27 protein-coding genes and 1 pseudogene are annotated in these 23,961 nt (G+C 67.4%); 17 read left to right on the top strand and 11 right to left on the bottom strand.

Annotated elements, in window-relative coordinates:
- The first annotated feature begins 40 nt into the window (after positions 1-40).
- Entirely contained in the window at positions 41-1,255 is a 1,215-nt protein-coding gene (locus OS889_RS12550; protein WP_372390218.1) for a TIGR04053 family radical SAM/SPASM domain-containing protein, read from the top strand.
- 90 nt (positions 1,256-1,345) lie between these two features.
- A complete protein-coding gene (locus tag OS889_RS12545; protein ID WP_372390217.1) occupies positions 1,346-2,158 on the top strand; it encodes an HVO_2248 family motility-related protein in 813 nt (270 codons plus the stop codon).
- Positions 2,159-2,375: 217 nt separating this feature from the next.
- Here OS889_RS12545 and nirK read toward each other — a convergent pair whose 3' ends face one another.
- The gene (gene nirK, locus OS889_RS12540) at positions 2,376-3,488 is read right to left on the bottom strand and encodes a copper-containing nitrite reductase (RefSeq protein ID WP_372390216.1); all 1,113 of its coding nucleotides are present in this window, start codon (positions 3,486-3,488) and stop codon (positions 2,376-2,378) included.
- Positions 3,489-3,868: 380 nt separating this feature from the next.
- Between nirK and OS889_RS12535 the strand changes: the two genes are divergently transcribed.
- On the top strand, positions 3,869-4,240 hold the full coding sequence (locus OS889_RS12535; RefSeq protein WP_372390215.1) for a DUF7342 family protein: 372 nt from the start codon (positions 3,869-3,871) through the stop codon (positions 4,238-4,240).
- Between the two features lie 8 nt (positions 4,241-4,248).
- Here the strand turns inward: OS889_RS12535 and OS889_RS12530 are convergent.
- Positions 4,249-4,767: pseudogene (locus OS889_RS12530) on the bottom strand (halocyanin domain-containing protein); the annotation flags it as partial.
- 312 nt (positions 4,768-5,079) lie between these two features.
- On the opposite strand from OS889_RS12530, the gene OS889_RS12525 reads away from it, so the two are divergent.
- The 5 genes from OS889_RS12525 (at position 5,080) to OS889_RS12505 (ending at position 7,101) form a co-directional block, all read left to right on the top strand.
- Positions 5,080-5,313 (top strand): DUF2249 domain-containing protein, encoded by a 234-nt coding sequence (locus tag OS889_RS12525; RefSeq protein ID WP_372390214.1) that lies wholly within the window; start codon positions 5,080-5,082, stop codon positions 5,311-5,313.
- Between the two features lies 1 nt (position 5,314).
- Positions 5,315-5,719, top strand: a complete 405-nt coding sequence (locus OS889_RS12520; RefSeq protein ID WP_372390213.1) for an SRPBCC family protein — start codon at positions 5,315-5,317, stop codon at positions 5,717-5,719.
- Between the two features lie 57 nt (positions 5,720-5,776).
- Positions 5,777-6,109 (top strand): CGCGG family putative rSAM-modified RiPP protein, encoded by a 333-nt coding sequence (locus OS889_RS12515; protein ID WP_372390212.1) that lies wholly within the window; start codon positions 5,777-5,779, stop codon positions 6,107-6,109.
- 57 nt (positions 6,110-6,166) lie between these two features.
- Complete coding sequence (locus tag OS889_RS12510) at positions 6,167-6,787, top strand: DUF7998 family protein (RefSeq protein ID WP_372390211.1); 621 nt, start codon at positions 6,167-6,169, stop codon at positions 6,785-6,787.
- A gap of 74 nt (positions 6,788-6,861) precedes the next feature.
- Positions 6,862-7,101 carry a DUF7120 family protein gene (locus OS889_RS12505; protein ID WP_372390210.1) on the top strand — a complete coding sequence of 80 codons (240 nt, stop codon included), beginning with the start codon at positions 6,862-6,864 and terminating at the stop codon, positions 7,099-7,101.
- A gap of 18 nt (positions 7,102-7,119) precedes the next feature.
- On the opposite strand, the gene OS889_RS12500 is transcribed toward OS889_RS12505, so the two are convergent.
- Both OS889_RS12500 and OS889_RS12495 read right to left on the bottom strand, forming a co-directional pair.
- Complete coding sequence (locus OS889_RS12500; RefSeq protein ID WP_372390209.1) at positions 7,120-8,586, bottom strand: MATE family efflux transporter; 1,467 nt, start codon at positions 8,584-8,586, stop codon at positions 7,120-7,122.
- Positions 8,583-9,215: a TetR/AcrR family transcriptional regulator gene (locus OS889_RS12495; protein ID WP_372390208.1), complete on the bottom strand. Its 633-nt coding sequence runs from the start codon at positions 9,213-9,215 to the stop codon at positions 8,583-8,585. The genes OS889_RS12500 and OS889_RS12495 overlap by 4 nt, the downstream gene beginning before the upstream one ends.
- A gap of 350 nt (positions 9,216-9,565) precedes the next feature.
- Here OS889_RS12495 and OS889_RS12490 point away from each other — a divergent pair, with 350 nt between their 5' ends.
- The 3 genes from OS889_RS12490 (at position 9,566) to OS889_RS12480 (ending at position 11,918) form a co-directional block, all read left to right on the top strand.
- Complete coding sequence (locus OS889_RS12490) at positions 9,566-10,684, top strand: amidohydrolase family protein (RefSeq protein WP_372390207.1); 1,119 nt, start codon at positions 9,566-9,568, stop codon at positions 10,682-10,684.
- Positions 10,681-11,076 (top strand): Rieske (2Fe-2S) protein, encoded by a 396-nt coding sequence (locus tag OS889_RS12485; protein ID WP_372390206.1) that lies wholly within the window; start codon positions 10,681-10,683, stop codon positions 11,074-11,076. The genes OS889_RS12490 and OS889_RS12485 overlap by 4 nt, the downstream gene beginning before the upstream one ends.
- A 68-nt stretch (positions 11,077-11,144) precedes the next feature.
- Entirely contained in the window at positions 11,145-11,918 is a 774-nt protein-coding gene (locus OS889_RS12480; protein ID WP_372390205.1) for an IclR family transcriptional regulator, read from the top strand.
- Positions 11,919-11,948: 30 nt separating this feature from the next.
- Here OS889_RS12480 and OS889_RS12475 read toward each other — a convergent pair whose 3' ends face one another.
- Both OS889_RS12475 and OS889_RS12470 read right to left on the bottom strand, forming a co-directional pair.
- A complete protein-coding gene (locus tag OS889_RS12475) occupies positions 11,949-12,584 on the bottom strand; it encodes a helix-turn-helix domain-containing protein (RefSeq protein WP_372390204.1) in 636 nt (211 codons plus the stop codon).
- A 69-nt stretch (positions 12,585-12,653) separates the two neighbouring features.
- Positions 12,654-13,025, bottom strand: a complete 372-nt coding sequence (locus tag OS889_RS12470) for a helix-turn-helix domain-containing protein (protein WP_372390203.1) — start codon at positions 13,023-13,025, stop codon at positions 12,654-12,656.
- A gap of 220 nt (positions 13,026-13,245) precedes the next feature.
- On the opposite strand from OS889_RS12470, the gene OS889_RS12465 reads away from it, so the two are divergent.
- Both OS889_RS12465 and OS889_RS12460 read left to right on the top strand, forming a co-directional pair.
- Positions 13,246-14,391 carry a multicopper oxidase domain-containing protein gene (locus OS889_RS12465; protein WP_372390202.1) on the top strand — a complete coding sequence of 382 codons (1,146 nt, stop codon included), beginning with the start codon at positions 13,246-13,248 and terminating at the stop codon, positions 14,389-14,391.
- A gap of 131 nt (positions 14,392-14,522) precedes the next feature.
- A complete protein-coding gene (locus OS889_RS12460; protein WP_372390200.1) occupies positions 14,523-16,805 on the top strand; it encodes a nitric-oxide reductase large subunit in 2,283 nt (760 codons plus the stop codon).
- A gap of 213 nt (positions 16,806-17,018) precedes the next feature.
- Here the strand turns inward: OS889_RS12460 and OS889_RS12455 are convergent, their stop codons facing one another.
- The gene (locus OS889_RS12455; protein WP_372390199.1) at positions 17,019-17,213 is read right to left on the bottom strand and encodes a cold-shock protein; all 195 of its coding nucleotides are present in this window, start codon (positions 17,211-17,213) and stop codon (positions 17,019-17,021) included.
- Between the two features lie 201 nt (positions 17,214-17,414).
- The gene (locus tag OS889_RS12450) at positions 17,415-18,254 is read right to left on the bottom strand and encodes an aldo/keto reductase (RefSeq protein WP_372390198.1); all 840 of its coding nucleotides are present in this window, start codon (positions 18,252-18,254) and stop codon (positions 17,415-17,417) included.
- A gap of 71 nt (positions 18,255-18,325) precedes the next feature.
- Between OS889_RS12450 and OS889_RS12445 the strand changes: the two genes are divergently transcribed.
- The 3 genes from OS889_RS12445 (at position 18,326) to OS889_RS12435 (ending at position 19,954) form a co-directional block, all read left to right on the top strand.
- Positions 18,326-18,718: a secondary thiamine-phosphate synthase enzyme YjbQ gene (locus tag OS889_RS12445; RefSeq protein WP_372390197.1), complete on the top strand. Its 393-nt coding sequence runs from the start codon at positions 18,326-18,328 to the stop codon at positions 18,716-18,718.
- 63 nt (positions 18,719-18,781) lie between these two features.
- Entirely contained in the window at positions 18,782-19,729 is a 948-nt protein-coding gene (locus OS889_RS12440; protein WP_372390196.1) for an NAD-dependent epimerase/dehydratase family protein, read from the top strand.
- Positions 19,730-19,789: 60 nt separating this feature from the next.
- On the top strand, positions 19,790-19,954 hold the full coding sequence (locus OS889_RS12435) for an HVO_A0556 family zinc finger protein (RefSeq protein ID WP_372390195.1): 165 nt from the start codon (positions 19,790-19,792) through the stop codon (positions 19,952-19,954).
- Positions 19,955-19,987: 33 nt separating this feature from the next.
- On the opposite strand, the gene OS889_RS12430 is transcribed toward OS889_RS12435, so the two are convergent.
- Positions 19,988-20,908 carry an NAD-dependent epimerase/dehydratase family protein gene (locus OS889_RS12430; protein ID WP_372390194.1) on the bottom strand — a complete coding sequence of 307 codons (921 nt, stop codon included), beginning with the start codon at positions 20,906-20,908 and terminating at the stop codon, positions 19,988-19,990.
- 138 nt (positions 20,909-21,046) lie between these two features.
- The gene (locus OS889_RS12425) at positions 21,047-21,619 is read right to left on the bottom strand and encodes a hypothetical protein (protein WP_372390193.1); all 573 of its coding nucleotides are present in this window, start codon (positions 21,617-21,619) and stop codon (positions 21,047-21,049) included.
- Between the two features lie 275 nt (positions 21,620-21,894).
- On the opposite strand from OS889_RS12425, the gene OS889_RS12420 reads away from it, so the two are divergent.
- Positions 21,895-22,827, top strand: a complete 933-nt coding sequence (locus OS889_RS12420) for a winged helix-turn-helix transcriptional regulator (RefSeq protein ID WP_372390192.1) — start codon at positions 21,895-21,897, stop codon at positions 22,825-22,827.
- Between the two features lie 3 nt (positions 22,828-22,830).
- Here OS889_RS12420 and OS889_RS12415 read toward each other — a convergent pair whose 3' ends face one another.
- Complete coding sequence (locus OS889_RS12415) at positions 22,831-23,958, bottom strand: aminotransferase class V-fold PLP-dependent enzyme (protein ID WP_372390190.1); 1,128 nt, start codon at positions 23,956-23,958, stop codon at positions 22,831-22,833.
- Between the last annotated feature and the right edge of the window lie 3 nt (positions 23,959-23,961).

The raw sequence follows: 23,961 nt of genomic DNA, 5'->3' as shown, positions 1-23,961 counted from the left end.
CGGCGTGTGATCCTGGGGGGACGGGATCGAACGATCGCCTATGCCCGACACGGACTCGCCGTCCCACGGTCCGAACGCCGCATCGGAGCGCGGATCCCGCGGTCGCCCCGACGGTGTCGCACCCGAGCGAGGGGAGCGCGGCGGCCAACCGGGAGGGCCGCCGGACCCGAGCGCGATCGACACCAGCCGGCGGCCGTTCGTCCTCGTCTGGGAGGTGACCCAGGCGTGCGACCTCGCGTGCGATCACTGCCGCGCGGACGCCCGGCCGGAGCGCCACCCCGACGAGCTCACCACCGAGGAGGGCAAGCGCCTCCTCGACGAGGCCCGCTCGTTCGGCGACGGCCAGCTCGTCGTCCTCTCCGGCGGCGACCCGCTGGCGCGCTCGGACCTCCTCGAACTGGTCGAGTACGGGACCGACCGCGGACTTCGGATGACGCTGACGCCCAGCGGGACGAACTCGCTCACGCCGGACGTCGTCGCGGACCTCGCCGACGCGGGCATCGAGCGCCTCGCGCTGAGCATCGACGGGGCCTCGGCCGAGGCCCACGACGACTTCCGAGGGGAGTCCGGGAGCTTCGCCCAGACCGTCGCGGCCGCCCGCGCCGCGCAGGAGGCCGGCGTCCCGCTCCAGATCAACACCACCGTCTGCGCCGCGACCGTCGACGAGCTGGAAAGCATCCGCGATCTGGTCGCGGATCTCGGCGCAGTGCTGTGGTCGGTGTTCTTCCTCGTCCCCGTCGGTCGCGGCCGCGTGCTGGATCCGGTGTCGCCGGAGCGCGCCGAAGAGACGATGGCGTGGCTCTCGGAGGTGAGCGAGTCGGCGCCGTTCGGCGTGAAGACGACCGAGGCGCCGCACTACCGCCGGGTCGCCATCCAGCGCAAGCGCGACGCCAGCGACGCGCCCGGCGACGACGGGATCGGCCGCCGGCTCGGCATCACCGCCGGCGACGGCTTCGCCTTCGTCAGCCACACCGGCGACATCTACCCCTCCGGGTTCCTCCCGCAGTCGGCCGGAAACGTCCGGTCGGACAGCCTCGTCGAGCGCTACCGCGAGAGCGACCTCTTCCGGTCGCTCCGCGATCCCGACGCGCTCCGCGGGAAGTGCGGCGCCTGCGAGTTCCGCCACATCTGCGGAGGGAGTCGCTCGCGGGCTTTCGCCCACACCGGCGATCCGCTGGAGAGCGACCCGCTGTGTGCGTACGTCCCCGACGGGTACGAGGGCGCGATGCCGAGCGGCCGCGCGGGCGCCGACTGATCGCGGATTCGTCGATCGGCTCCGGCCCGGCGACGCGAACGAGGCGGACGAATGTGAACCGTTATGCGGCCGCTCGGTCTATCGAGCGGTGTGACCGAACGGCGCGCGCGATTCGATTCGGGGAAAGAGATCCTGCGCCAGCAGGCCGTTCGGATTCCGCTCCCGGACGTGGAGGCCGAGCGGGACCTCCACGAGAATATGTCGCGCATCGCGGCCGCCGGCGAGCGGAAGAGCGAACTGCTGGACGACCCGGACGTTCCCCTCACGGAGGTGTACGAGGACGAACTCCAGGAGATGCAGCGGAGCTTCGAGTACCGCCTGCACCAGGTCGCCGGCGAGGACTACTACGACGTCGCCACCGCGTACGTCGACGGGGAGCGCGACGACTGGATCGGGGCGCTCGCGGTGTACTACCTGGAGTGTTACTACCGGCTTCAGGAGCGCTACACGGTCGACGAGCAGATTTTCTTTCTGGTCATCCTGCGCTACCCCGACAGCGTCACCGTGAACCTCAGCTTCCTCTCCGGCGAGATCAGCGAGGGGGTTCGATACGAATCAGCCACACACGTCGACGCCGACCTCGACGACAGCCATCGCCAACAGCTCTACGGCGACTGTCAGCACTCACAGCACCGAGCCGCCGAGTACATCCGCGAGGCCGTCGACTGCATCTACGAGGCGTTCCCGGACCCCGACGCGACCCCGTTCGCGGAGCGCCGGTACGGCGGCTTCGTTCACGTGACCGGGCGGCGGGGACCGGTGTTCAAAGAGGTGCTTGACTCGCTCCGACCGGACCGGGATCGGTTCGACGACGCCCCGGCCACGCCCGGTCTCGTCGCCGAAGGACCCGAGGCCAAACGGGCCAAGCAGGAGCTTCTCAGCGACGCTCAGGTCGAACTCTGATAGTGATTGCTCTCACTGTTTACCGCCGAACGACGTTACCGGGGGTGGCGTTCGGCGGTAAGAGACGAGAGTAATCACTATGAGAGAGGCCGTCCCGAAATCCGCGAGCGAGCGGGTCACCGACGGAGCCGCCGAAGGCGGCGGAGTCGGACGCTTTTCGGTCCAGCTTTTTGCGCCGAGTGGTGCGCGAAGCGCACCCGAGGCGGAGAAAGATGGGTTAGTAGATCGGCCCTTCCTCGTCCTCACTCGCGGGCGTGTCCGGGCTCGGGTCGAAGACCTCGGGCCGCTTGTCGCCCTCGACGTCGATCTCCGCGAGGAGCCCGCGGCGGGCGACGCGCGAGAGCGCGTGGTCGACGAGCTTGATGCGCTCGGGGACGGGAGTCTCCATCTCGCCGACGAAACAGCTGCCCGGCGGGACCTTCGCGGTCTGGAGGTGTTTTTCGACCGGCGGCTCTAGGGAACCGTCGCGGTAGCCCTTCGACCAGACGTTCCCGATCGGATGGAAGTTCGACGAGTAGTTCGGGCCGCCATCGACGAGGAACACCCGGACCTTCTCGCCCTGCTCCGCGGTGAGGGTGCCGTACTTGTCGGGCGTGAACGGGTACTTCTCGCCGTTGAAGACCACGTAGGTCGGCTGCTCGTTGGCCATGTTCTCCATACTGAAGCCGTGGTGGCCCGTCTCGCCGACCGCCTTGTCGGTGTAGATCTCGTGTTGCCCGAGGTAGAACTCCCGGTCGACCTCCGGCAGGCCCCCTTTGGGCTCGACCACGATCATCCCGAACATCCCGCTGGAGATGTGGTAATCGAGGTTCGCGACGGCGCAGTGGTAGATGTAGGCGCCGGGGTACATCGCCTTGAACTCCATCGAGTTCTCCTCGCCCGGCGCGGCGGTGGTGGCGATGTTGCCGCCGCCGGTCCCGTAGACCGCGTGGAAGTCGACGTTGTGCCCCATCGCGTTCTCGGGGGCGTTCTCCATCGTGAACGAGACCGTATCGCCCTGGCGCACGCGGATCATCGGCCCCGGGATCTGCCCGTCGAAGGTCATGAAGGAGAACGTCACGCCCTCCTCGATCTCGGCGGTGACCTCCTCGACGGTCAGCGTGACGTCGTGGTGCTCCGGCTCCGAGCGCGAGATCGGGCCCGGGATGTCGGTCGGATCCGCCGCGACGCGGTCGACGTCGGTCGGCTTCGGCGTCGAGGTCGCCTGTTCGGTCGCCGCCTGGGTCTCTTCGACCGTCTCAGCGGTCGGGGCGCCCGAACACCCCGCGAGCGAGGCCGCGCCGCCGATCCCCAGCCATTCGAGCGTCCGGCGTCGAGTAGTGTCGAACATTGGTCGTCATCTCCCACTTGGACGATGGCACCGGTATTCCATATAAAGCGGGCGCGGTTACTATCCCGAACAGAACCACGCGAACATATTCATTCGATGTGTGCGGACTGAAATCCGTCTGCGGTGGACAAACGAATTCCGTCGTGTGTCCCGATCTCGCCCACAGCAGTCCGCACACGCACCGAGGGCTCCGTCGATGCGGCGCGCCGTCCGGATATCTCGCCACGTCCGCAATGGGACACGCGAACGTGTTCGGGAACGGAGTCATCCCCTCCCCTCCGTAACCTCCGACTGCACGGCGAGGACGCGTCGCTTTCGGCGACCGCCGTGTCGCACAGGGGGACCGCGCCGCCGACTGACCACGCCGCTGCGATCATACGATGTGTGCGAATCCGCTCTCGGACGCGATGGAGCCCGACCTCGGGCCCGTATTCGACGCGCTCACGAGCGAGCCGTGTCGCGCTATCCTCCGCGCGCTGGACCGGCCACAGACCGCCTCGGAGGTCGCCGAGCACTGCGACCTCTCGAACGGGACGGCCTACCGCGCGCTCGAACGGATGGTCACCGCGGGGCTCCTCCGGAAACAGGAGGGAGAGAACGCGGCCACCTACGCGGTGGACTTCGAGGAGGTGATCGTCCGCGCGACCGACGGCGAACTCGAACTGGAGGTCAGCGATCCCTCGCGGTCTGCGGCCGAACAGCTCTCGGAACTCTGGTCGGAAGTCCAGGCAGAAGCCGGCGGCGAGCGGTAGCCCGTGGGTCAGCGCCGACCCGGCGCCGGGTCCCGCGCGTCGCCGTCGCGGCCGGTGAGCCAGAGGAACGCGCCGAACAGCCCCGGCGACGCGAGCGCGACGCCGAACGCGCCCGCCAGGAGGAGGCCTCCCGTGCCGGGGTCGATGTCCTGTCCCGCGTCGGCGCCGTCCCCGGAGTCGCCGTCGCCGGAGCCGCCACCGCCGCGTTCGACGATCACGGCGCCTTTCATCCCCATCGCCTCGTGCGGAGTGCAGGAGTAGGCGTACGTTCCCGTCTCGGAGAAGGTGTGTTCGAAGGTGTGGCCCGCGGCGTCCGTGAGTTCGGACTCGAAGGCGCCGTCGGCGTCGACGACGTTGTGGGCGCTCCCGTTTCCGGTCCACTCCCAGGAGACCGTCGTCCCGGGGGAGACGCGGATCGCGGCCGGGCCGAAGCCGAAGGCGCCGCCGTTGGCCTCGACGCCGACCTCGACGGTCACGGAGGACTGTCCGGTCCGGTCGACGACGCCGTCGAAGTTCGAGGTGTCCGAGAGCCACGATTCGACGCCGCCCGACTGCGCGGAGACGCCCGTCGCCGCGCCGCCGAGTGCGCCGCCGGCGAGAGCCGCCGCGCCCAGTCCGCGAAGCGCCCCGCGGCGTGAGACCCGCGGCGCGCCGTCGTCGGAATCCGCCGCTGATTCGCTGCCGCTCCGTCCGCCGGCGGAAGTGCCAGTCGTGGTCATAGTACAGTCGGGAGATGGTTCCTGCGACGGATAATCCGGGAGTGCGGTTCCAGATCGCTCGCGCGTCGGGCGAACATATTCGTCCAAAGGGGTTCGTCCGTCGGCGGGGATGTGGTAGATATGGCAGCGACGACGCTCGATCTCAGAGACGTACCGCCGGCCGAGCGCCACCCGAAGATCCACGAGGCGTTCGCCGAACTGGACAGCGGCGAGACCCTCGAGCTCGTGAACGACCACGAGCCAAAGCCCCTCTTCTACGAGATGCAGGCGGAGGTCGACTCCTTCGACGCCGACGGCTACGAGGTCGAACGCCGCGGCCCGCTGGAGTTCGTCGCGAAACTCCCCAAGCAGTAGTATGCGCCGCGTTGCCGTCGATCGAACCCTCGATACGGACGCCGCCACCGTCCGGTCGCGGATGGCCGACGTCGGGCCGTTTATGCGCGCTGCCGGGTTCGACGAGGTGACCCACGAGGGAACGACCCTCCACCTCGCCAACGAGGTCGGCCCCGTCCGGATCGAACTGACCCTCGAACTGCTCGGCGACGCCGACGCCGAACTGGCCTACCGCCAGCGCGAGGGCATCTTCGAGGAGATGATCACCCGCTACTACGTCACCGAGACGGAGGCGGGCACGAGAGTTGAGGCCGAAACCGAGTTCGAACTCGACGTCGCGGTGGTCGGGTCATTCCTCGATGCGACCGTGATCAGCGCCCAGCGGCGCCGGGAGCTGACGGCGCAGTTGGACTTCCTCGCCGAGTAGGACCGATCGAACATATTCGGCGAAACCGTCCCTCCCGTCGGCCCGCTACCGTTGAGTATGGCAACAGACACGGCCGACGCGGACGACGAGCACGGACACGAACACGACCTCGACGCCGATCCGGTGACAGACCGCGTCCACGACAACTCCTGGTCGGCGAACCTCGAAGGGCCCGAACACGCCGAGGACCGCGCGCTCGTCGTCGAGCAGGCCCTCTCGGCGATCGAACACACCGCGCCGGGCAACCACGTGAACCTCGTGACCCACGGCGCCCACGGCCATCCCGAGTCCTACCTCTACGACGCGCTCGAATCGGCGGACGACGACCTCGAGTGGGAGTACGTCGACCAGTGCGGCTGCGGCGGCCACGTCGTTCGCGTCTACACGTAGCCACCGGACGAACGTATTCGGGGCCACGGCTACCCCTCCGGGGATCGAAGCGACGGTATGGTCGGAATCCCGTCTCCGTTCGGCGGCAGCGACGGCGGCGCGGACGCGGCCCACTTCGACGGCTACGACGCGTTCGTGCCCGAACACAACCCCGAGCCGGGGCCGTTCCTGGAAGAGGCCGCGGTGCTCGACGGCGACGCCCACCGCGCCTTCCACCGGCTCACGCGCGAGGTGTTCGAAGACCGCGGCGTCTACGATATGACCTTCGGCTACAACCTCGCGCGGCTGAACCTCGACACGCGACACCCCGACGCGGGCTTCCGCTACGCCGCAGAGGGCGACGGCGACGCGCTGCGGGCGGAGTTCACGCCGACGACGGAGTTCTGCCCGCAGAGCCACACGCTCGCCGTCGGCGCCTTCCGCGCGTGGAACGGCTGTTCGGAGCGCCACGAGTACGACATCGTGCGAGTGCGCGTCCACCCGATGCACCACGAGGCCGAGTCGATCAACGAGGAGCTGCGGGAGCTGGAAGAGACGTATCGGGCGGTCGGCTCGGTGCCGAGCGAGCCGGCGGGCGGCGAGCCCGCGCCGGGGCGCGGTGAGGGCGGCGACTTCGGCGATCTCGGCGACCTCGGCGAGTCGGAGGAGGCCGGATACGGGCCGCAGGCGCCGTTCTGAGTCGCGAGCCCTCCGCGGCGGCCGCGCCGGGTGAAGCCCGCCACTCAAGTACCCGGAGGACGAACCCGGAGGTAATGCCGATAGTCGAAGTCACGCTCCCCGACGAGCTCCTCTCGGAGTTCGAGCAGCTAGTCGACGAGGAGTTCGTCTCCGAGGAACAGGCCGCCGAGGAACTGATCAGCATGGGCATCGACGCCTACAACGTCGACGTCGTCGACGAGAGCGAGCCCGGCGATGACTTCATGGACGGGGCGGAGAACAACCTCTTCGACACCGCGTCGGATCCGGGCAACATCGACGACGACACGCTGTAACCGCCGGGATTTTTCGCGTCAGTCGTCGGCCGGCGCGGGGCGTCGGACAGAGCCTGTCCGCCAGGAGCCCCGCCGGTACCAGGCGTACGCGATGAGCGCGCCGGCGACGTTCGAGATCGGGAACGCCATCCAGATGCCCGTCGAGCCGTACGACAGCGACGCGACGTACGCGACGGGGATCCTGATGAGCCCGAGCATTATCACCGAGATCGCCGCCGCGACGAGCGTCTTCCCCGCGCCGCGGAAGCTCCCCGAGTACGAGCGCATCACGCCGATGAACCCGAAGGTGGGCGCGACGTAGCTGAGGAAGTCGGCGCCGACGCGGATCACCTCGGGGTCGTTGGTGAAGATCGCCACGATCGGCCGGGTGAAAAGCAGCGTGGCGAGCCCGACGCCCGTGAGGATGATGAGCGTCCACTTGGCGGCGAAGTCCGCGGCCAGGCCGGCGCGGTCGGGCTCTCCGGCGCCGATGTTCTGGCCGGTCATCGTCTCGACCCCGCGGGCGACCGCGATCGCGGGAAGGAAAATAACTGAAAAGACCCGCACGCCGATCCCGTAGGCCGCGACGACGGTCGTCGGGAACATCCCCACGACTATGAGCAGGAGGTTCACCGACAGCGCGCGGCCCGTCCCCTCGACGGAGGCCGGGATCCCGATGTCGAGCAGGCGGCGGAGGTAGGTGAAGTCCGGGCGCATCTGGCTCGGCCGGATCCGGACGCCGCGGACGCCCTCGATCATCACCGCGATGCCGACGAGGAACGCCAGCGCGCGCGAGAAGATGGTCGCGACGGCCGCGCCGGTGATCCCCGAGCCGGTGTAGCCCGTCATCGCAAAGAGCGTCGCCTGCAGGTCCTGGAGCCCGAGCATCCCGAACAGGGGGTTGCCGTCGAACCCGAAGATGAGGATCGGGTCCAGGGCGATGTTGAGGACGACCGAGCCGAACATCACGAGCATCGGCGTGACGGTGTCGCCGTAGCCGCGCATCAGCGCGATGAAGACGAAGAAGCCGAACATAAAGGGCAGCCCGGCGGCGATCACCTGCATGTAGCTCGTCGCGAGCGGCAGCACGTCCGGCGACGCGCCGAGGAAGCGGATGAACGGGCCGACCGCGAGGAAGCCGACCGTGCCGAGGATGACAGAGCCGATCGTGGCGAAGCTCACCGTCTGGGAGGCGGCGTACTCGGCCTCCTCTTCCTCGCCGGCGCCGACGTGTTGGGCGACGAGGACGCTGCCCGCGACGGACAGTCCCATCCCGAGGGAGATCAGGAGGAACACCATCGGGAACCCGAAGCTGATCGCCGCCAGCGCCTCTGTACTATATTGCCCGAGCCAGAACGTGTCCGCGAGGTTGTACGCGGTCTGGAGGAGGTTCGTGATGACGATCGGCAGCGAGAGGAAGAAGAGCGGCTTGCCGATGCCGCCGCTCGTGAGGTTCAGCTCCTCCGGCCCCTTGAACACCGATCCGAGGCGGTCGAGCAGGCTCATTCGGTCGCCCCTCCCGCGCCGACGCCCTCGGCTTTCGGACCCGCGGCGGACGACTCCGCGGCGGCCCGCAGCGCCTCGTCGATGTAGGCGTCGACGGCGTCGGCCGCCTCGTCGAGGGAGTGGCCGACGGCGACGTGGCGCGTCTGGACGCCGTTGACGTGGGTCGTCAGGAACGACGCGACCGCGTCGGGGTCGACGTCGGCGCGGAAGGTCCCATCGTCGACGCCCGCTTCGACGACCTCGCGGACGGCGTCGGCGAAGGCGTCGTCGAAGCGGCGGAGCCGCTCGCGGAAGGCGTCGTCGTAGGGGGACTGGGCCTTGATTTCCAACAGGGCGGTCTGGAAGGCCGGCGCGTCCGGGCGCTCGGTGAGGAGCTCGTCCACGAGGCCGCGGAGGCGCGCTGCGGGGGTGTCGCCGGGCGGGTCGGCGATGCGGTCTTCGAACTGGTCGTAGAGGTGGTCGAGATACGCCACGAGGAGGTCGTGCTTGCCGTCGTAGTGGTAGTGGAGCGACGCCTTGCACAGGTCCGTCTCGTCGGCGATGTCCTGCATCGTCACGTCCGCGTAGCCGTGCTTGCACACGGCGCTGTGGGTCGCGTGCAGGATCTCGGTCGGCGTATCCTCGGTCATACTGTGCGCTCCATCTCGTTGTTCGAACTGACTGTCCGGTCAGTCAAAAGGGATTCGATGCCGGGTGGATGCGCGAATCGAGTCGGACCGGAGGGAGTGTAACAATCGAACCGACGGCGACGCAGATCCGCGGTTCAGTCGTCCCGTGATACGGGACACTTGCGCGAAACGGCCGGCGCCGTTTCGGGATCCGACATTGTATATAAACTGTCTCGTAATACGGGATAGTCTATTCTATCCCCGATGTGTCTCGATATAATCGATGTACAGCATCTACATACGATTTCAGATACAATCGATCGATCGGTTGCTGCGACGTCTTTAATATCAACTGATCGCAGGTGAGGAGTATGTCTCAGCCCGACGCGGAACCGAGGCGCGCGGACGACCTCGACGCCTACCACGTGATCGACTGCGACTGCCACTATATGGAGTCGTTCAAAGACGTCGCGGAGTACATGGACGAGCCCTGGAAGACCCAGTTCGAGGGCAGCAACTTCGACGAGAAGGGCGCAAAGCAGAATCTCAGCTCCTTCTTCCCCTTCTCGACCGGCGACCGCCAGGCCCACGGGAAGATCACCCGCGAGCACTCCTCGTACCCCGACGACCCCGAGACGCCCGAGCGCATCCGCGAGGGGATGGAGGCCATCGGCGTCGACCAGACGCTCCTGATCTCGCATCTCATCCTCGCCGGCGCGGGCACCACCGCCGACGACACTCGCCAGGCCGCCTTCGCGAAGGCCTACGTCGAGTACATGAGCGAGGAGGTGCTCGACCCCGACGACGGCATCCTCGGCCTCGCGCCGATCCCATACTACGACGTCGACGCCTCCCTGGAGATCCTCGACGAGATCGAGGGCCGCGAGGAGTACGTCGGCGCCTGCTTCGTGACCGCGGGCGCGACGCCGCCGCTCGGAAATCGAAAGTACGACCCGCTGTACGAGCGCTGTGAGGATATGGGCCTGCCCGCGGTGTTCCACACCGGCGGCGCCGGCCTCGACGAGTACGTCCGCGGCGGCTACCAAGAGATGCTCGAAACTCACACGCTCGGCTTCCTGGAGTCGAATATGTCCCAGATCGTCAGCCTCGTCGTCCAGGGCGTCCCCGAGAAGTTCCCCGACCTCGACATCTCCTTCATGGAGTCGGGGGTGACGTACCTCCCCTCGCTGATGACGCGGCTCGACGAGGAATACCTCAAGCGCCCCGAGGAGGCGCCGCTCCTCGAAAAACAGCCCGGCGAGTACATCACCGACTTCTACTACGGCACCCAGCCGCTGGAGGTCTCCGCCGATCCCGAGTACCTCCGGAAGTGCATCGAGATGGTCGGCCCCGATCAACTGCTCTTCGCCTCCGATTACCCCCACTGGGACTACGACCGCCCGACGACGGTCATCGACCTGCCGTTCCTCTCCGAGGCGGAGAAACGTGGCATCCTCGGCGAGAACGCCGCGGAGGTGTTCGGCCTGTGAGCGGCGATTCGGCCGGCGACCTCGTGGCGGTCGGCCCCGCCGACGACTTCGAGGACGGCGACCGGGCGTTCGTCGAGATCGACGGCGCCGAGGTGGGCGTCCTCCGGGTCGAAGGCGAGTTCTACGCCCTGCAGAACCACTGCCTCCACGACGGCGGCCCGGTCTGTAGCGGGAAGACCCACCGCAAGCTCGTCGGCGAGTTCGAAGAGCCCGGCAAGCGCGTCGAGCGCTCCTACACCGACGAGGAGTGTGTCATCTCCTGCCCGTGGCACGGGTGGTCCTACGATATCGAGACCGGCGAGCACCTCGGCAACGACGACATCGTCTTGCCCACCTACGAGGTCGTCGTCGAGGATGGCGTCGTCCACGTCGGCGACCGGCGGGCCCCGTAGCCCGGCGTGGTGGGACGGCTCGCCGATCGTGCCGGGGGATTTATCGAGCCCCGATCGCTTCCAGTGATATGAGCGGGAACGGATCCCTCGTCGGCGCCGACGAGACGCTCCTGCGGATCGTCGAGGCGCTGACCGAGAGCGGCCCCGCCGGCGTCACCGAACTCGCCGAGCGGCTCGACCTCACGAAGAGCACGACCCATCGCCACCTCAAGACGCTCGCCGCCCACGGCTACGCGATCAACGACGGCGGCACCTACCGGCTCTCCCACCAGTGGTTCCACGTCGGCACGGTCGTCAAGTCCCGCCAGCCGTTCTACGTCGCCGCCAAACAGCCCCTGCGGGACCTCGCGGATCGGACCGGGGAGACGGCCTGGGCCGCCATCGAGGAGGGCGGCCGGCTGATGTTCGTCAACGGCGCGGGGTCGAACCCGACGCACAACCCCGACCTGCTCGTCGGCGACTGGTCGCCCATCACCCGGACGGCCGCCGGCAAGGCGATCCTCGCGTACCTCCCCGACGACCGCCTCGACGAGATCCTGGTGGAGACCGCCGCCAGCGGCGACGGCGTCACGCCCGCCGAACTGCGGACCGACCTCGACCGGATCCGCTCGCGCGGCTACGCGATCAACCGCGGCCAGGATATCTCGGGGATCTACGCCATCGGAATGCCCGTCGTCCTCGACGAGGTGGCCGGGTCGCTGTCGTTGGCCAGCCCCTCGCGCGACCTCGTCGACGACGGGCGCGACGCGGCGCTGGAGGCGCTCTCCCGCGCCGTCGAGCGCGTCGAGCGGCGGCTGTCGGAACGCGAAGTGGCGAGCGGGCCGGGGTCGGCGTCCCGCTGATCGGCCGGGGGGCGGCTCTCGCGGCGGCCGCTACTCCGCGTCGTCGGCGCCGACGAACTCCTTTATCACCTTGCTCTCGGCGCGGTGGAGCTTCTCGCTGGTCGTCGACTTGGCGAGGCCGACCGACTCGGCCAGTTCGGTCAGCGTACACGTCCGGGGCGTGTCGTAGTACCCCTCCTCGATCGCGGTCTCCAGGAGCTCGTGCTGCTCTGTGGTCAGGAGCGACTGCGTGTCGACAGATTGGGTCACGGAGACGAGATCGAAGGGGATGCCGAACTGCTCCAGGAGGTCGCCGAGCTCCGAGAGGCGCTCCCGGGAGGCGGTGACCTCGACGGTGACCTCGCCGTCGACGATGGTGATCGGAAGCTCCAGCGGGATCCCGGCCTCGCTCAGCGAACGGAGGAGGAGCGGCTCCGTGGTCTCGAACTGCACCAGCGCGCGGTCGGGCTGTGCCTCCAGCACCGTGACGTCGAAGACGGTCTCGTAGCCGTCGATCGTCGCCACGATCGCCTGGATGTCCGCGGCGGAGATCTCGACGAGCCCCACGCCGGTGTCGTCGGCGGGCATCGCCGCCAGGACGGTGAACTCCGCGTCGGGGTACTCCCGCGAGAGCGTCGAGACCCACACCTGCTCGGGGAGGTCGAGAACGAGAGTGGCTCTGGCCATCAGTTCCCAAAATCCCGGCCAGCCCCATAAGTCCGCACGGAAGCCGCCGACGCCTCGTCACCGTGATTATCAGTCGCCGCTGGCTTCCGACCGCACCTCGCGCCACATCCCGGTCAGCTGCTCGGCGGCCGACTTCGAGGGCCGGGACACAGACACCGACAGGTCATCGTCGTCGTCGGTGCGCACGACGACCGTCTCGAAGTCGATCGCGTACCGGACCTCATCTGCGGTCTCCCGCTTCCGGACGAGCCCGGCGTCGGCGAGGCGGCGCAGTTTCTCGTAGGCCGTCGACCGCGGCATCTCGACGGCGTCTGCGAGCTCCGTGGCCGTCTTCGGCCGGTCGAGCGCGCGGAGGAGCGCCCGACACTGCGGGTCCGCGAGCGCGGCGAAGACGGACTCCGGATCGGGCGTCAGCGCGTCGGAGAGGGGGTTCGAAGACATCGATTCTCGGGGCGTCGACGCGGCCGGCCACGACCGCGCGTGGGCCGGTGCGCCGTCTACTCGTGGAGCGCACGCGCGGACGGGAAGTAGTTTCCTTTCGTCTTCGGACCCATTCCCGAAAGAGCTCCCGCGCGGATCCTCCGAATATGTTCGACGCCGTCCGGACCGGCTGGAAGCGAGTTCACCTTATACCGCCGTCTGGCCCCCAGCACCGAGTGTAATGAGCACACCCGTAGGCGCACCCGGTTCGACGATGTCGCGTCGCGAATTCCTCGCTGCCACCGGCTCCGCCGGCGCGCTCGGTCTCGCCGGCTGTACGGCCCCGACCGAAGAGCGCGTCCAGGCGTCGCAGACGGCGAATCAGGCGACGACGGATGGTTCGGTTCCCTCGACGAGTCCGCCGGAGGTCGTCGACGTCGACGAGCAGGGCGGGTCGGTGACGCTGAAGTCGACGCCCGCACGCCACGCCGTCCACCCGCTGGAGACGATGGGCGGGCCCGTGGAACTGCCGCGCGTGTGGGCGTTCCAGGCCGACGACGGCGACCCCAGCGTCCCCGGACCGATCCTCCGGACGACCGAAGGCGAGGACATGGAGGTCACCCTCGACAACACCGACGGAATGCGACCCCATACCCTCCACTTCCACGGCGTCCGGAAGGCCTGGGAGGACGACGGCGTCCCGACGACGACCGGCATCCGCGTCGGTCCCGGCGAGAAGCACACCTACACCATCCCCGCGAACGTCCCCGGCACGCACCTGTACCACTGCCACTACCAGACCCACCGGCACGTCGAGATGGGGATGTTCGGCATCTTCCGCGTCGATCCGAAGGGCTACGAGCGCGCCGACCGCGAGTACTTCATGACGGTCAAGGACTGGGACTCCCGGCTCTCGCGGATGGCCGCGGGCCAGGACGCCACCTACGACCCGCAGAACCGCAAGCCCGACGTCTTCACCGTCAACGGCAAGAGCGCGCCGCGGACGCTCCACCCCGAGGACGGCTCGCCGATCATCGTCAGCGAGGGCGACCAAGTGAGAGTTCACTTCGTCAACGGCGGCTATATGAGCCACCCGCTGCACATCCACAATCACCGCTTCCAGCGGGTGGAAAAGGACGGCGGGACGATTCCGGAGGCCGCCCGCCACGAGATGGACGTGACGAACGTCGCCCCCGCCGAGCGGCACACCATCGAGTTCACCGCCGACGCCGACCCAGGCATCTACCTGATGCACTGCCACAAGGTGAACCACGTGATGAACGGCGGCTTCTACCCCGGCGGGATGCTCGGCGGCGTCGTCTACGAGTCCGCGATGGACACGGACATCTTCGCACAGCTGATGGAGTACGCCGGCTACGAGGGCTGACGGCGTCCCGCGGTTTCCGTTGAGGAACGGAACGAACGGAGCAACGGGGCAGAACGAACATATTCGGACCGACCGACCGGATCCGAAAACCGGGTTCCGGATTTTGATACGTCCGCTCTAGAGTGTCACCTATGAAGCTGAGACGAAAGACGATAGCGAAGGCGATCGTCGTCGTGTTCGTGTTCAACCTCGTCGTGATGGGCGCGGGCGCCTGGTTCGCCTATCAGGAGGCGCCGCCCATCCCCGAGGAGGTCGTCGGACCCGACGGCGAGGTCGTCGCCACCGACGAACAGGTCCGCGAAGGCAAGCGCGTGTTCCAGAAGAACGGCCTGATGAACCACGGCTCGATCCTGGGCAACGGCGCGTACTACGGCACCGACTACACCGCCGACGCCCTGGACCTGAAGGTCCAGTACATGCGGGAGTACTACGCCCAGGAGCGCTACGGGAGCGCCTACGGCGACCTCGCGTCGTCCGAGCAGGCTGCCGTCGCCGACGTCGTCGAACAGGAGCTCGATTCGGGCTACGACGGGGGCGCGATCCAGTACTCCGCCGCCGAGCTGTACGCCCACCGGCAGGTCCGCCAGGAGTACGTCCAGCGCTACCACGACGGCTCACACGACCGCGGCGTCCCCGCGGGGATGATCGAGTCCTCCGAGGAGGCGCGGCAGTTCGCGGACTTCGCGATGTGGACCGCGTGGTTCTCCCACACCGAGCGCCCGGGCGGCAGCCACACCTACACCAACGACTGGCCGTACCAGCCCGGCGCGGGTAACGACGCCACCGGCGCCGCGATGACCTGGAGCGTCATCGCGATGGTCTTACTCGTCGCGGGCGCGGGCGCCGGCATCTGGCTCTACCGCGCGGTCGAACTCCCGGAGCCGAAGGCCGAGGGCATCTCGGTGCCGAAGCCCGGCGAGATGAGCGTCTTCCCGAGCCAGCGCTCCGCCCTGCGGTTCATTCCAATCGCCGCCGGGCTGTTCCTCGCGCAGGTCCTCTTGGGCGGCCTGCTGGCGCACTTCTACATCGAGCGCGCCGGCTTCTTCGGCATCGAACGCGTCTTCGGCGTCCACATCCTCCAGCTGCTCCCCTTCGCCATCGCGAAGACCTGGCACATCGATCTGGGGATCCTCTGGATCGCGACGACGTGGCTCGGCGCCGGGCTCTTCCTCCCGCCGCTCCTGACGGGCCACGAGCCGACGCGGCAGTCCACCTACGTGAACGGCCTCCTGGGCGCGCTGGTCGTGGTCGTGGTCGGCGGCCTCGGCGGCATCTGGCTCGGCGCCAACGGCTACTTCGACGGCCAGCTGTGGTGGCTCCTCGGCAACGAGGGCCTCGAATACCTCGAAGTCGGAAAGGTCTGGCAGTTCGGCATCCTCGCCGGCTTCGGCATCTGGGCGGTGCTGGCGATCCGCGGGCTGAAGCCGCTCTTGGACCGCGAGCCGCCGTACGGCCTCGCGCATATGATCCTCTACGCCGGCGGCTCGATCGCCCTGCTGTTCACCGCGGGCTTCCTCTTTACCCCCTCGACGAACATCGCTGTCACGGAGTTCTGGCGGTGGTGGGTCGTCCATATGTGGGTCGAGGGCGCCTTCGAGTTCTTCATCGTCGCCATCGTCGGCCTGACGCTGGTGTCGATGAACCTCCTCTCGCGCCGCAGCGCCGAGAAGGCCGTGATGCTCCAGGCGCTCCTCGTGATGGGCACCGGCGTCATCGGGGTCTCCCACCACTACTGGTGGATCGGGATGCCCGATATGTGGGTCCCGATCGGGAGCGTCTTCTCCACGCTGGAGCTGATCCCGCTCGTGTTCATCCTCTATGAGGCGCTCGGCCAGTACCGCGCGATGTCGGCGGGCGAGTTCCCCTACCGCATCCCCTTTATGTTCATCGTCGCCAGCGGCGTCTGGAACTTCGTCGGCGCCGGCGTGCTCGGGTTCTTCATCAACCTCCCGCTGATCAACTACTACGAGCACGGCACCTACCTCACGGTCGGCCACGGCCACGCGGCGATGTTCGGCGCGTTCGGCTTCCTCGCGCTGGGGATGGTCGCGTATATGCTCCAGATCGCCATCAAGCCGGCACGCTGGGACGGCTCCTGGCTCCGGGCGGCGTTCTGGTGCTGGAACGTCGGCCTCGCGCTGATGGTGTTCGTCTCGGTGCTCCCGGTGGGCTTCCTCCAGCTGGAGACGGCCTTCACCGGGACGTACGCGGCCGCGCGTAGCCTCGCGTTCTACGAGCAGCCGATCATCCAGACGCTGTTCTGGGCGCGGCTGCCGGGAGACACCCTCATCATCGTCGGGACGGTCATCTACGCCGCCGACATCCTCAGAAAGCGGTTCGTCCTCCGGCACTCCGAGGAAGACCCCGACGTCGAGGATATGGCCGTCGCCGAGGGGGTCCTGGGCGACGACTGATCGGGCGCGCTCGAAGTATTGCGGCGCGATCGGTCGGGCCGTTTCTCGGTGCGCGCTTCGCGGTCGTCGATGGCCTCGTCCGAATCACTCATCGAATCACTTCGTGCGTATCCAGTACGTATCGGCGGGACGGTCGCCCGTGACGCCTCTCTGCGGCTGAGTTACTGCAAAAGTGGTGTCGTCGTGTCGCCGCGCGGCGACGCGAACGCTACGTTAGTTGCGGACGACGTTCGTCGCGCGCGGTCCCTTGGGGGACTGTTCGATGTCGAAGTCAATATCCGTCCCTTCGGTCAGATCCTCGCCGCCAACGTCTTCCATGTGGAAGAACACGTCGTCGTCGGAGTCGTCCGTAGAGATGAAGCCGTAACCGCCTGCGTCGTTGAAGAAATCAACCTTACCGTTTGCCATTGCGATTAGACACAGACCGGGTATACGGTTAAGTCTTCTCCATTTGTTTTCTCATTTCGAATTTTGAAATACGAATGTCCAAAATATGCAGTATCGTGAGTGCATCTGTCTATTCGACAGTTACTGACGGATTCGATCGCTGACTCGACACAAACAGCCCGTATTCCCGACGGACCGGCAGTTCCCGCCGCGCCGGCCGAGCTATTGATTCCAGGGCGCGTCCTCGCGGTCGAACAGCCGCTTTCGCTCCTCGATCGACTCGATCCGTTCGACGTCCTCGTCGTCGAGCGACAGCGACGGCGCTTCGAGGTTGTCCTCCAGGTGGTCGCGCGTCGAGGCCTTCGCGACCACGCTCACGTCGAAATCCGAGAGCCAAGCCAGGATCACGCGCGCCGGGCTCACCCCGTGTTTCTCTGCGACCGCCCGCACCGGCGCCAGCGAGAGCGCCTCGCCCCGTGCGAGCGGCGACCACGCCACGACCTCGATGTCGTGTTCGGCGGCGTAGGGGAGCAGTTCGGCCCGCTCGCCCTCGGTCGGCGGCAGCATCGGATGGAGCTGGATCTGGTTCGCCGCGATCGGCGCGTCCAGGACCCCGCGGGCGACCTCCAGCGTCTCGACGGTGAAGTTGCTCACGCCGACGTGGTCGATGTAGCCCTCCTCGCGGAGTCGATCGAAAGCGGGGAGCGTCTCGTCGGGATCGTACGCGTCGATCGGCCAGTGGACGTAGAGGAGGTCCACGTAGTCGGTCCGCAGTCTGTCGAGGCTCTCCTTCGTAGTCTCGATGACGTCGTCGTACGCGAGGTTCTGCGGGTGGACTTTCGTGGCGAGAACGACCTCGTCGCGGCCGACGTCCGACCGCTCGATGGCCTTTCCGACCAGGTGTTCGTTCCCGTACATCTGGGCCGTGTCGACGTGGCGGTAGCCCAGATCGAGCGCCGTCTCGACCGCGGTGACACACTCCTCCGGGTCGTCGTCACCGTCGCCGAGTGTGATCCCGAGATCCGAGGTCCCGAGCCCGAGCCGCGGCAGGTGAAGCGTCATATCCCCTGGAGTTGTCAAACGAGATTAAAACCACTGGTAACACTCATCACGCTGGGTGGCAAACGGCCGGTATGTCGTTCCAAGTCGAGACGGGCGAACGCGTCGACGTCCGCGACGTGACGGCCGAGGTCGCGGCGGCGGTCCCGGCGGACGTCGAACGCGGCGTCTGTACGGTGTTCGTCCCGCACACGACCGCGGGCGTCGTCGTCAACGAGAACGAGTCGCGGCTCCGCGCCGACCTCACGCGCGCGCTCGATTCGATCGTCCCGCGCGGCGACGGCTACGAGCACGACGCCATCGACGACAACGCCGACGCGCACCTGCGGGCGATGCTGTTGGGCGAGAGCGTCTCGATCCCGGTCGCCGATGGCTCCCTGGACCTCGGGACGTGGCAGTCCGTGCTGTTCGTCGAGAGCGACGGGCCGCGGACGCGCTCCGTCGAGGTCGTCACGACGCGGTCGTAGCCCAGGGAGATCTATCCACTGCCGCATCGCAACCCCTTTTTTCGGTTCTCTCACACTACCGGTATGGATCTGACCGAAAAGCGCGTGGTCGTGACGGGCGGTGCGGGCCTCATCGGGTCGCACCTCGCCGCCCACCTCCGCGCCGACAACGACGTCGTGGTCGCCGACGACCTCTCGAAGGGGACGCGCGACCGCGTTCCCGACGGCGTCGAGTTCGTCGAGGCCGACCTGACCGACGAATCCGACGTCGCGCGCGTCGTCACCGACGACGTCGACGTCGTGTTCCACCTCGCGGCCTACACCGACACCAACTACGACAAGCCCCGCCAACTGTTCGAGGAGAATTCGGCGATGACCTACAACGTCCTCGAACGGATAGACGAGGTCGGCGTCGAGCACGTCGTCTTCACCTCGTCGTCGACCGTCTACGGCGAGGCGCCGCGACCGACGCCCGAGGACTACGCGCCGCTGGAGCCGATCTCGATCTACGGCGCGTCGAAGCTCGCCGACGAGTCGCTGCTGTCCACCTACGCGCACTCCTACGGGATGACGGCGTGGTGCTTCCGCTTCGCCAACATCGTCGGGCCGCGCCAGCGCGGCAACGTCATCCCCGACTTCATCGAGAAACTCCTCGAAGATCCGGAGACGCTCGAAATCCTCGGCGACGGCCGCCAGGAGAAGTCGTACCTCCACGTCGAGGAGTGCGTCGACGCCATCTGCCACGTCGTCGAACACGCCGACGAGGCGCTGAACATCTACAACCTCGGCACGCGGACGACGACGTCGGTCAACCGCATCGCCGACATCGTCGCTGACGAGATGGGCCTCGATCCCGAGTACACCTACACGGGCGGCGACCGCGGGTGGACGGGCGACGTGCCGAAGATGCGGCTGTCGATCGAGAAGCTCTCGGCCCTCGGCTGGGAGCCGAGCCAGTCCAGCGACGAGGCGGTCCGTCGCGCGGCGCAGGGCCTCGTCGAGGAACTCCGCGCCGAGCACGAAGCGGCATAGCCCGGGCCGGACGTCGGTCTCGGAGGTAGAATTATGTCGACTGCCCACCACGATCGAGGTATGTCGGATCAGGAGTCGACGCGGCGGGATCCCGAACAGCTACTCGATCGAATGGAGACTGCGGACTGTCACTACTGCGACGGCGACCTCGACGTCGGAGAGTACAAGGACTCCGCGGCGATCCTCTGTGAGGACTGCGGGACGCCAGCCGTCCGCGTGTGGTGACGACGACGAGCGCAACAGGGTCGGATCGGCGCCTCAGTCGTCTAAATAGGGCTCACACACCCGCCGGACGCCCTCCTCGAAGTCGATCTGGGGCTCCCAGCCGGTGGCCTCGCGGATCCGCGTGATGTCCGCGCAGGTGTCGTGGACGTAGTTCTCCAGCGGGATCGGCTCGTACTCCGGTTCGACGTCGGTCCCGAGGACGTCGTTGATCATCTCGACCATCTCGTTGAACGAGTACGGATCGCCCGTCCCGAGGTTGTAGACGCCGGCGAGTTCCGCTTCGGCCGTGCGAACGAGACCGCGGACGATGTCGTCGACGTGCGTGAAGTCCCGCGTCTGGGTGCCGTCGCCCCACAGCACCGGCGACTCGCCGCTGGCGATCTTGTCGGCGAACTGTGACACCGTGTTCGCGTACTCGCCTTTGTGTTCCTCGTTGCCGCCGTAGCCCTGATAGACGGAGAAGAACCGCGTTCCCGCGAGCGAGAGGTCGTCGTAGAAGTCGTTGTAGTACTCCGCGTAGCGCTCCCGCCCGAGCATCGACGCGTCGTAGCCCGTCGACGCTTCGAGGTCCATATCCTCGGGGCTCGGTTCGGTCCGACTCCCGTACGCCGACGACGTCGAGGCGTATACGAAGGTGTCACAACCGTCCTCGCGAGCCTGCTCGACGACGTTGACGAAGCCCTCGATGTTGACCCGTGCGCCCTGCCGGGGGTTCTCTTCGAGCATCTGTCGGGAGGACAGCGCCGCGAGGTGGTAGACGACGTCGACGTCCGTCGGGAGGCCGTCGTCGAGGACGTCGGCTTCGACGTATTCCACGTCGTCGGAGAGGTTCGCGGGCGTGCCGAGATAGCCGTTGTCGAGCGCGATGACGTGGTTGTCCGCCGCGAGCGTATTGGCGAGGTTCGATCCGATGAACCCCGCACCGCCGGTGACGAGTACCCGCTTTCCTTGCATACGTATCGGGCGCCGCTCACTCGATAAAGTTGTATCGGAAAAGTAAGATGATGCGTCCGCTCCCGCCCGGGATGCTTCGATCCATTTGTGCGGTCACGGAATTTCGTATCTCGATATACGATTTATCGAACGGCGATATCAGTCGAGACCGCTCAAAAAGCCGCCCTCGTCGCTCTCGCGCGCGTCGTCCGAGAAGTCGGCATCGAGTTCATTTGGTTGGTCGGCTTCGGGTTCGTCGTCGACTGCCGCATCCGGTTCGTCGTCTTCCTCCTCGGGGACCGACGGGGTCTCGACGTGGCAGGTGAGCGAAATCGACTCGCCGTTTCGCTCGGTCGGGACGGCCCACATCTGGCCGCAACCGAGGAGCGTGTGCCAGTTGTCCCCGCGGCGGTGGGAGACCGACACGAGGATCTCGTCGGTCTCGGCGTCGCGGCCGGCGTACTCGATACGGAGGAGTTCGCCGTAGACTCTCAAGCCGGCGGGCGCGTCGAGCCGAACCGGCGTCGTGTCCGTCTCGCCGTTCGGCCCCTCGACGATCACCTCGACGACGGGCACGTCCTCGTCGGGGATCGTGTAGGTGACTTCGAGGGTGTTCGCCGTGAGGTCGACGCCCGTGAGCTCGACGAATGAGGCCGATTCGCCGGTCGCGTCGGCGACCCGGCGCCGGAGCGGTTCGAGCGGGAGCCGAACGGTCTCGGAACTGTCTGCCATCTTGTCGAGGGGATACAGCGGGGAGACGTATCACTTCACCGGCGTCGCGCGGGTGAAATCGGGCTCCAACTCCGGGCGACCGTCGTGATAAATTCTATCCTGATATACGAATTCTGTACATCTCGGATGGTCGCTCCCACGCGTGGTTGATAGTCGATCTTCTCGTTCTCGATTCGGCTCCCCTTCTGGTTCGGCCCACCAGGCAACGTTCACCCGTACCGCGGAACTGTTAATGTAGTGTAAATACTTCTTATCCAACTGGATAGGGATGGCAGATGAGTGAATCACACAACCGATCGAACGCTCCGAAGTCGATCCGTCAACGGCGGATCCTCGATCTCGCGGCCGACGAACCGGACGCGTCGTACGCCGACATCGCCGAGCGCGTCCCGAGCGCATCGGCGGATCTGGTCGAACGCGTCCTCGAAGAATACGGCGACCCGGCGCCGCCGATGCCCGCTCCAGCCGACGGCGATGTGGACGAGTCGGAGGACGACACCGAATCCGAAACCCCGAATCAGGACGGCGACGCGTCCGGCCACTCGGACGCGGAGGCCACACCCGCCCGGGTCGATTTGGACTCGCTGTCGGCGAAGGACCGCGAGACGCTGCGCGCCATCTACGAGCATCCGTCCGCGACCCAGCAGGAAATCGCCGACGTTCTGGACGTCTCGCGCGCGACGGTGAGCAACCGCATCCGCGACATCGACGGCTTCGAGTGGGCTGATCGGGCGTCGCTGACGGCTGCCCTCTTCGGTTCCGACGACGACGGTGCCTCAACAACAGACAAGGATGATTCCAGTACGGACGCGGACTCCGCCCGCGAAGCGGAGATCGCGAAAGATGATGCGACGTCGGAATCGCCGGATGAGATCGCCTCGGAGCCGGATGGCACCCCCACCACGGACACCATATCCGAACCGGGCGCAGAGGCCGAAGCGAGTCACGCTCCAGACATCGCTGCCGAAGATGTCGACCGACTCACCGACGCCGTGGAGGAACTCTCAGACCGGCTCGGGGCCGTGGAACGCCGGCTGGACGCGATCGAAGCCGACGCCGGCGAGCGGGAGAGCAAGCGCGAAGACCCGGAGGCGTCGCCCTTCGACGATCCCGAGTTCGTCCACAAGGTCGTCCACGCGTGTATGGACGCCGAGCAGGTCACCGAAGACGAAGAGCGGCGGCTTATCCGGGCCGTACTGCAGCGCTGAGCCTCACCACCCGATTTCGTCGAGGCCGGTCACGAGTCGGTCGACGTCTTCTGCGGTGTTGTACACGTGGAGCGAAGCGCGCACGGCGCCCGCCGGATTCGGAAGCGATCTGATAGCGACGTTGTACTCCTCGTTGAGTCGCTCGACGGTGGTCTCGGGGTCGTCGACGCGGACGGTGACGAGGCCCGACTCCGGCTCCGCCGGGCTGATCAGCCGGTCGTCGGGGACGTGGTCGACGAACCGCGTGGCGAGTTCACGGATGTGGGCCTCGATCGTGTCGAGACCGACGCCTTCGAGGACGTCGATCGACTTCGAGAGCGCGGCGTACGGCGCGGGGCTCGTGGTGCCGACCTCGAACCGCGCCGCGCCGGGCTTGAGCTCGTAGCTAGCGTCGTCGAAGCGCTCGATGCCGCGGTAGCCGATCTGGCCGGGGTGGAAGTCGGGTGCGGCATCCGTGTCCACGTACAGGAAGCCGGCCCCCCAGAGCCCGAGCATCCACTTGTGACTCGCCATCGCGACGGCGTCTGCGCCCCACGCCGAGACGTCGACATCGGTCTGTCCGGGGACCTGCACGGCGTCGACGAGGACGCGCGCCCCCGCGTCGTGGGCGTCCGCGACGAGTTCGGCGACGGGGAGGTGCGTGCCGTAGTTCCAGGTGAGCGCGCTCAGACACACGAGCTTCGCGTCGGCGACGGCGTCGCGGTAGGCGTCGCGATCGATGCGCCCCTCGATAGTGGGCGCGACCCGGACCTCGCAGCCGTCGCGTTCGAGGCGCTGCCACGGGAGGATTCCGGCGGGGTGTTCGAGATCGGTGCGGACGATCACGTCGCCGGGCTCCCAGTCGATCGCCGAGGCGATGCGGTTGATGCCGTCGGTGGTGCTCTGTGTGAGCGCGATCTCGTCTTCGTCGGCGCCGACGAAGGCGGCGACGTCGCCGCGGGCCTCGTCGTACCGCTCGAACGCGTGGGGATACGGCCCGGGATCGCCGGCGGCGTCCCACTCGTGGGCTTCCAGTGCCGCCTGTGCGGCTTCCACGACGGGACGGGGACTGGGGCCGCTGGCGCCGGTGTTCAGATACCGAACGTCGTCGAACGCCGGGACCGCCTCGCGGATATCGGCTGGCGTATCCATCAC

This window comes from Halobellus sp. MBLA0158, assembly GCF_041477585.1.
In the GTDB taxonomy this organism is placed as follows: domain Archaea; phylum Halobacteriota; class Halobacteria; order Halobacteriales; family Haloferacaceae; genus Haloquadratum; species Haloquadratum rubicundus.
The sequence above is the reverse complement of the archived record's forward strand: the minus strand, read 5'-3'. Positions and strand labels throughout refer to the sequence as shown.

What these genes read in the sequence shown, in the direction of transcription:
- OS889_RS12550 (WP_372390218.1), top strand. Translation starts at nt 41, where the DNA reads ATGCCCGACACGGACTCGCCGTCCCACGGTCCGAACGCCGCATCGGAG.
- nirK (WP_372390216.1), bottom strand. Translation starts at nt 3,488, where the DNA reads ATGTTCGACACTACTCGACGCCGGACGCTCGAATGGCTGGGGATCGGC.
- OS889_RS12535 (WP_372390215.1), top strand. Translation starts at nt 3,869, where the DNA reads ATGTGTGCGAATCCGCTCTCGGACGCGATGGAGCCCGACCTCGGGCCC.
- OS889_RS12525 (WP_372390214.1), top strand. Translation starts at nt 5,080, where the DNA reads ATGGCAGCGACGACGCTCGATCTCAGAGACGTACCGCCGGCCGAGCGC.
- OS889_RS12520 (WP_372390213.1), top strand. Translation starts at nt 5,315, where the DNA reads ATGCGCCGCGTTGCCGTCGATCGAACCCTCGATACGGACGCCGCCACC.
- OS889_RS12515 (WP_372390212.1), top strand. Translation starts at nt 5,777, where the DNA reads ATGGCAACAGACACGGCCGACGCGGACGACGAGCACGGACACGAACAC.
- OS889_RS12510 (WP_372390211.1), top strand. Translation starts at nt 6,167, where the DNA reads ATGGTCGGAATCCCGTCTCCGTTCGGCGGCAGCGACGGCGGCGCGGAC.
- OS889_RS12505 (WP_372390210.1), top strand. Translation starts at nt 6,862, where the DNA reads ATGCCGATAGTCGAAGTCACGCTCCCCGACGAGCTCCTCTCGGAGTTC.
- OS889_RS12500 (WP_372390209.1), bottom strand. Translation starts at nt 8,586, where the DNA reads ATGAGCCTGCTCGACCGCCTCGGATCGGTGTTCAAGGGGCCGGAGGAG.
- OS889_RS12495 (WP_372390208.1), bottom strand. Translation starts at nt 9,215, where the DNA reads ATGACCGAGGATACGCCGACCGAGATCCTGCACGCGACCCACAGCGCC.
- OS889_RS12490 (WP_372390207.1), top strand. Translation starts at nt 9,566, where the DNA reads ATGTCTCAGCCCGACGCGGAACCGAGGCGCGCGGACGACCTCGACGCC.
- OS889_RS12480 (WP_372390205.1), top strand. Translation starts at nt 11,145, where the DNA reads ATGAGCGGGAACGGATCCCTCGTCGGCGCCGACGAGACGCTCCTGCGG.
- OS889_RS12475 (WP_372390204.1), bottom strand. Translation starts at nt 12,584, where the DNA reads ATGGCCAGAGCCACTCTCGTTCTCGACCTCCCCGAGCAGGTGTGGGTC.
- OS889_RS12470 (WP_372390203.1), bottom strand. Translation starts at nt 13,025, where the DNA reads ATGTCTTCGAACCCCCTCTCCGACGCGCTGACGCCCGATCCGGAGTCC.
- OS889_RS12465 (WP_372390202.1), top strand. Translation starts at nt 13,246, where the DNA reads ATGAGCACACCCGTAGGCGCACCCGGTTCGACGATGTCGCGTCGCGAA.
- OS889_RS12460 (WP_372390200.1), top strand. Translation starts at nt 14,523, where the DNA reads ATGAAGCTGAGACGAAAGACGATAGCGAAGGCGATCGTCGTCGTGTTC.
- OS889_RS12455 (WP_372390199.1), bottom strand. Translation starts at nt 17,213, where the DNA reads ATGGCAAACGGTAAGGTTGATTTCTTCAACGACGCAGGCGGTTACGGC.
- OS889_RS12450 (WP_372390198.1), bottom strand. Translation starts at nt 18,254, where the DNA reads ATGACGCTTCACCTGCCGCGGCTCGGGCTCGGGACCTCGGATCTCGGG.
- OS889_RS12445 (WP_372390197.1), top strand. Translation starts at nt 18,326, where the DNA reads ATGTCGTTCCAAGTCGAGACGGGCGAACGCGTCGACGTCCGCGACGTG.
- OS889_RS12440 (WP_372390196.1), top strand. Translation starts at nt 18,782, where the DNA reads ATGGATCTGACCGAAAAGCGCGTGGTCGTGACGGGCGGTGCGGGCCTC.
- OS889_RS12435 (WP_372390195.1), top strand. Translation starts at nt 19,790, where the DNA reads ATGTCGGATCAGGAGTCGACGCGGCGGGATCCCGAACAGCTACTCGAT.
- OS889_RS12430 (WP_372390194.1), bottom strand. Translation starts at nt 20,908, where the DNA reads ATGCAAGGAAAGCGGGTACTCGTCACCGGCGGTGCGGGGTTCATCGGA.
- OS889_RS12425 (WP_372390193.1), bottom strand. Translation starts at nt 21,619, where the DNA reads ATGGCAGACAGTTCCGAGACCGTTCGGCTCCCGCTCGAACCGCTCCGG.
- OS889_RS12420 (WP_372390192.1), top strand. Translation starts at nt 21,895, where the DNA reads ATGAGTGAATCACACAACCGATCGAACGCTCCGAAGTCGATCCGTCAA.
- OS889_RS12415 (WP_372390190.1), bottom strand. Translation starts at nt 23,958, where the DNA reads ATGGATACGCCAGCCGATATCCGCGAGGCGGTCCCGGCGTTCGACGAC.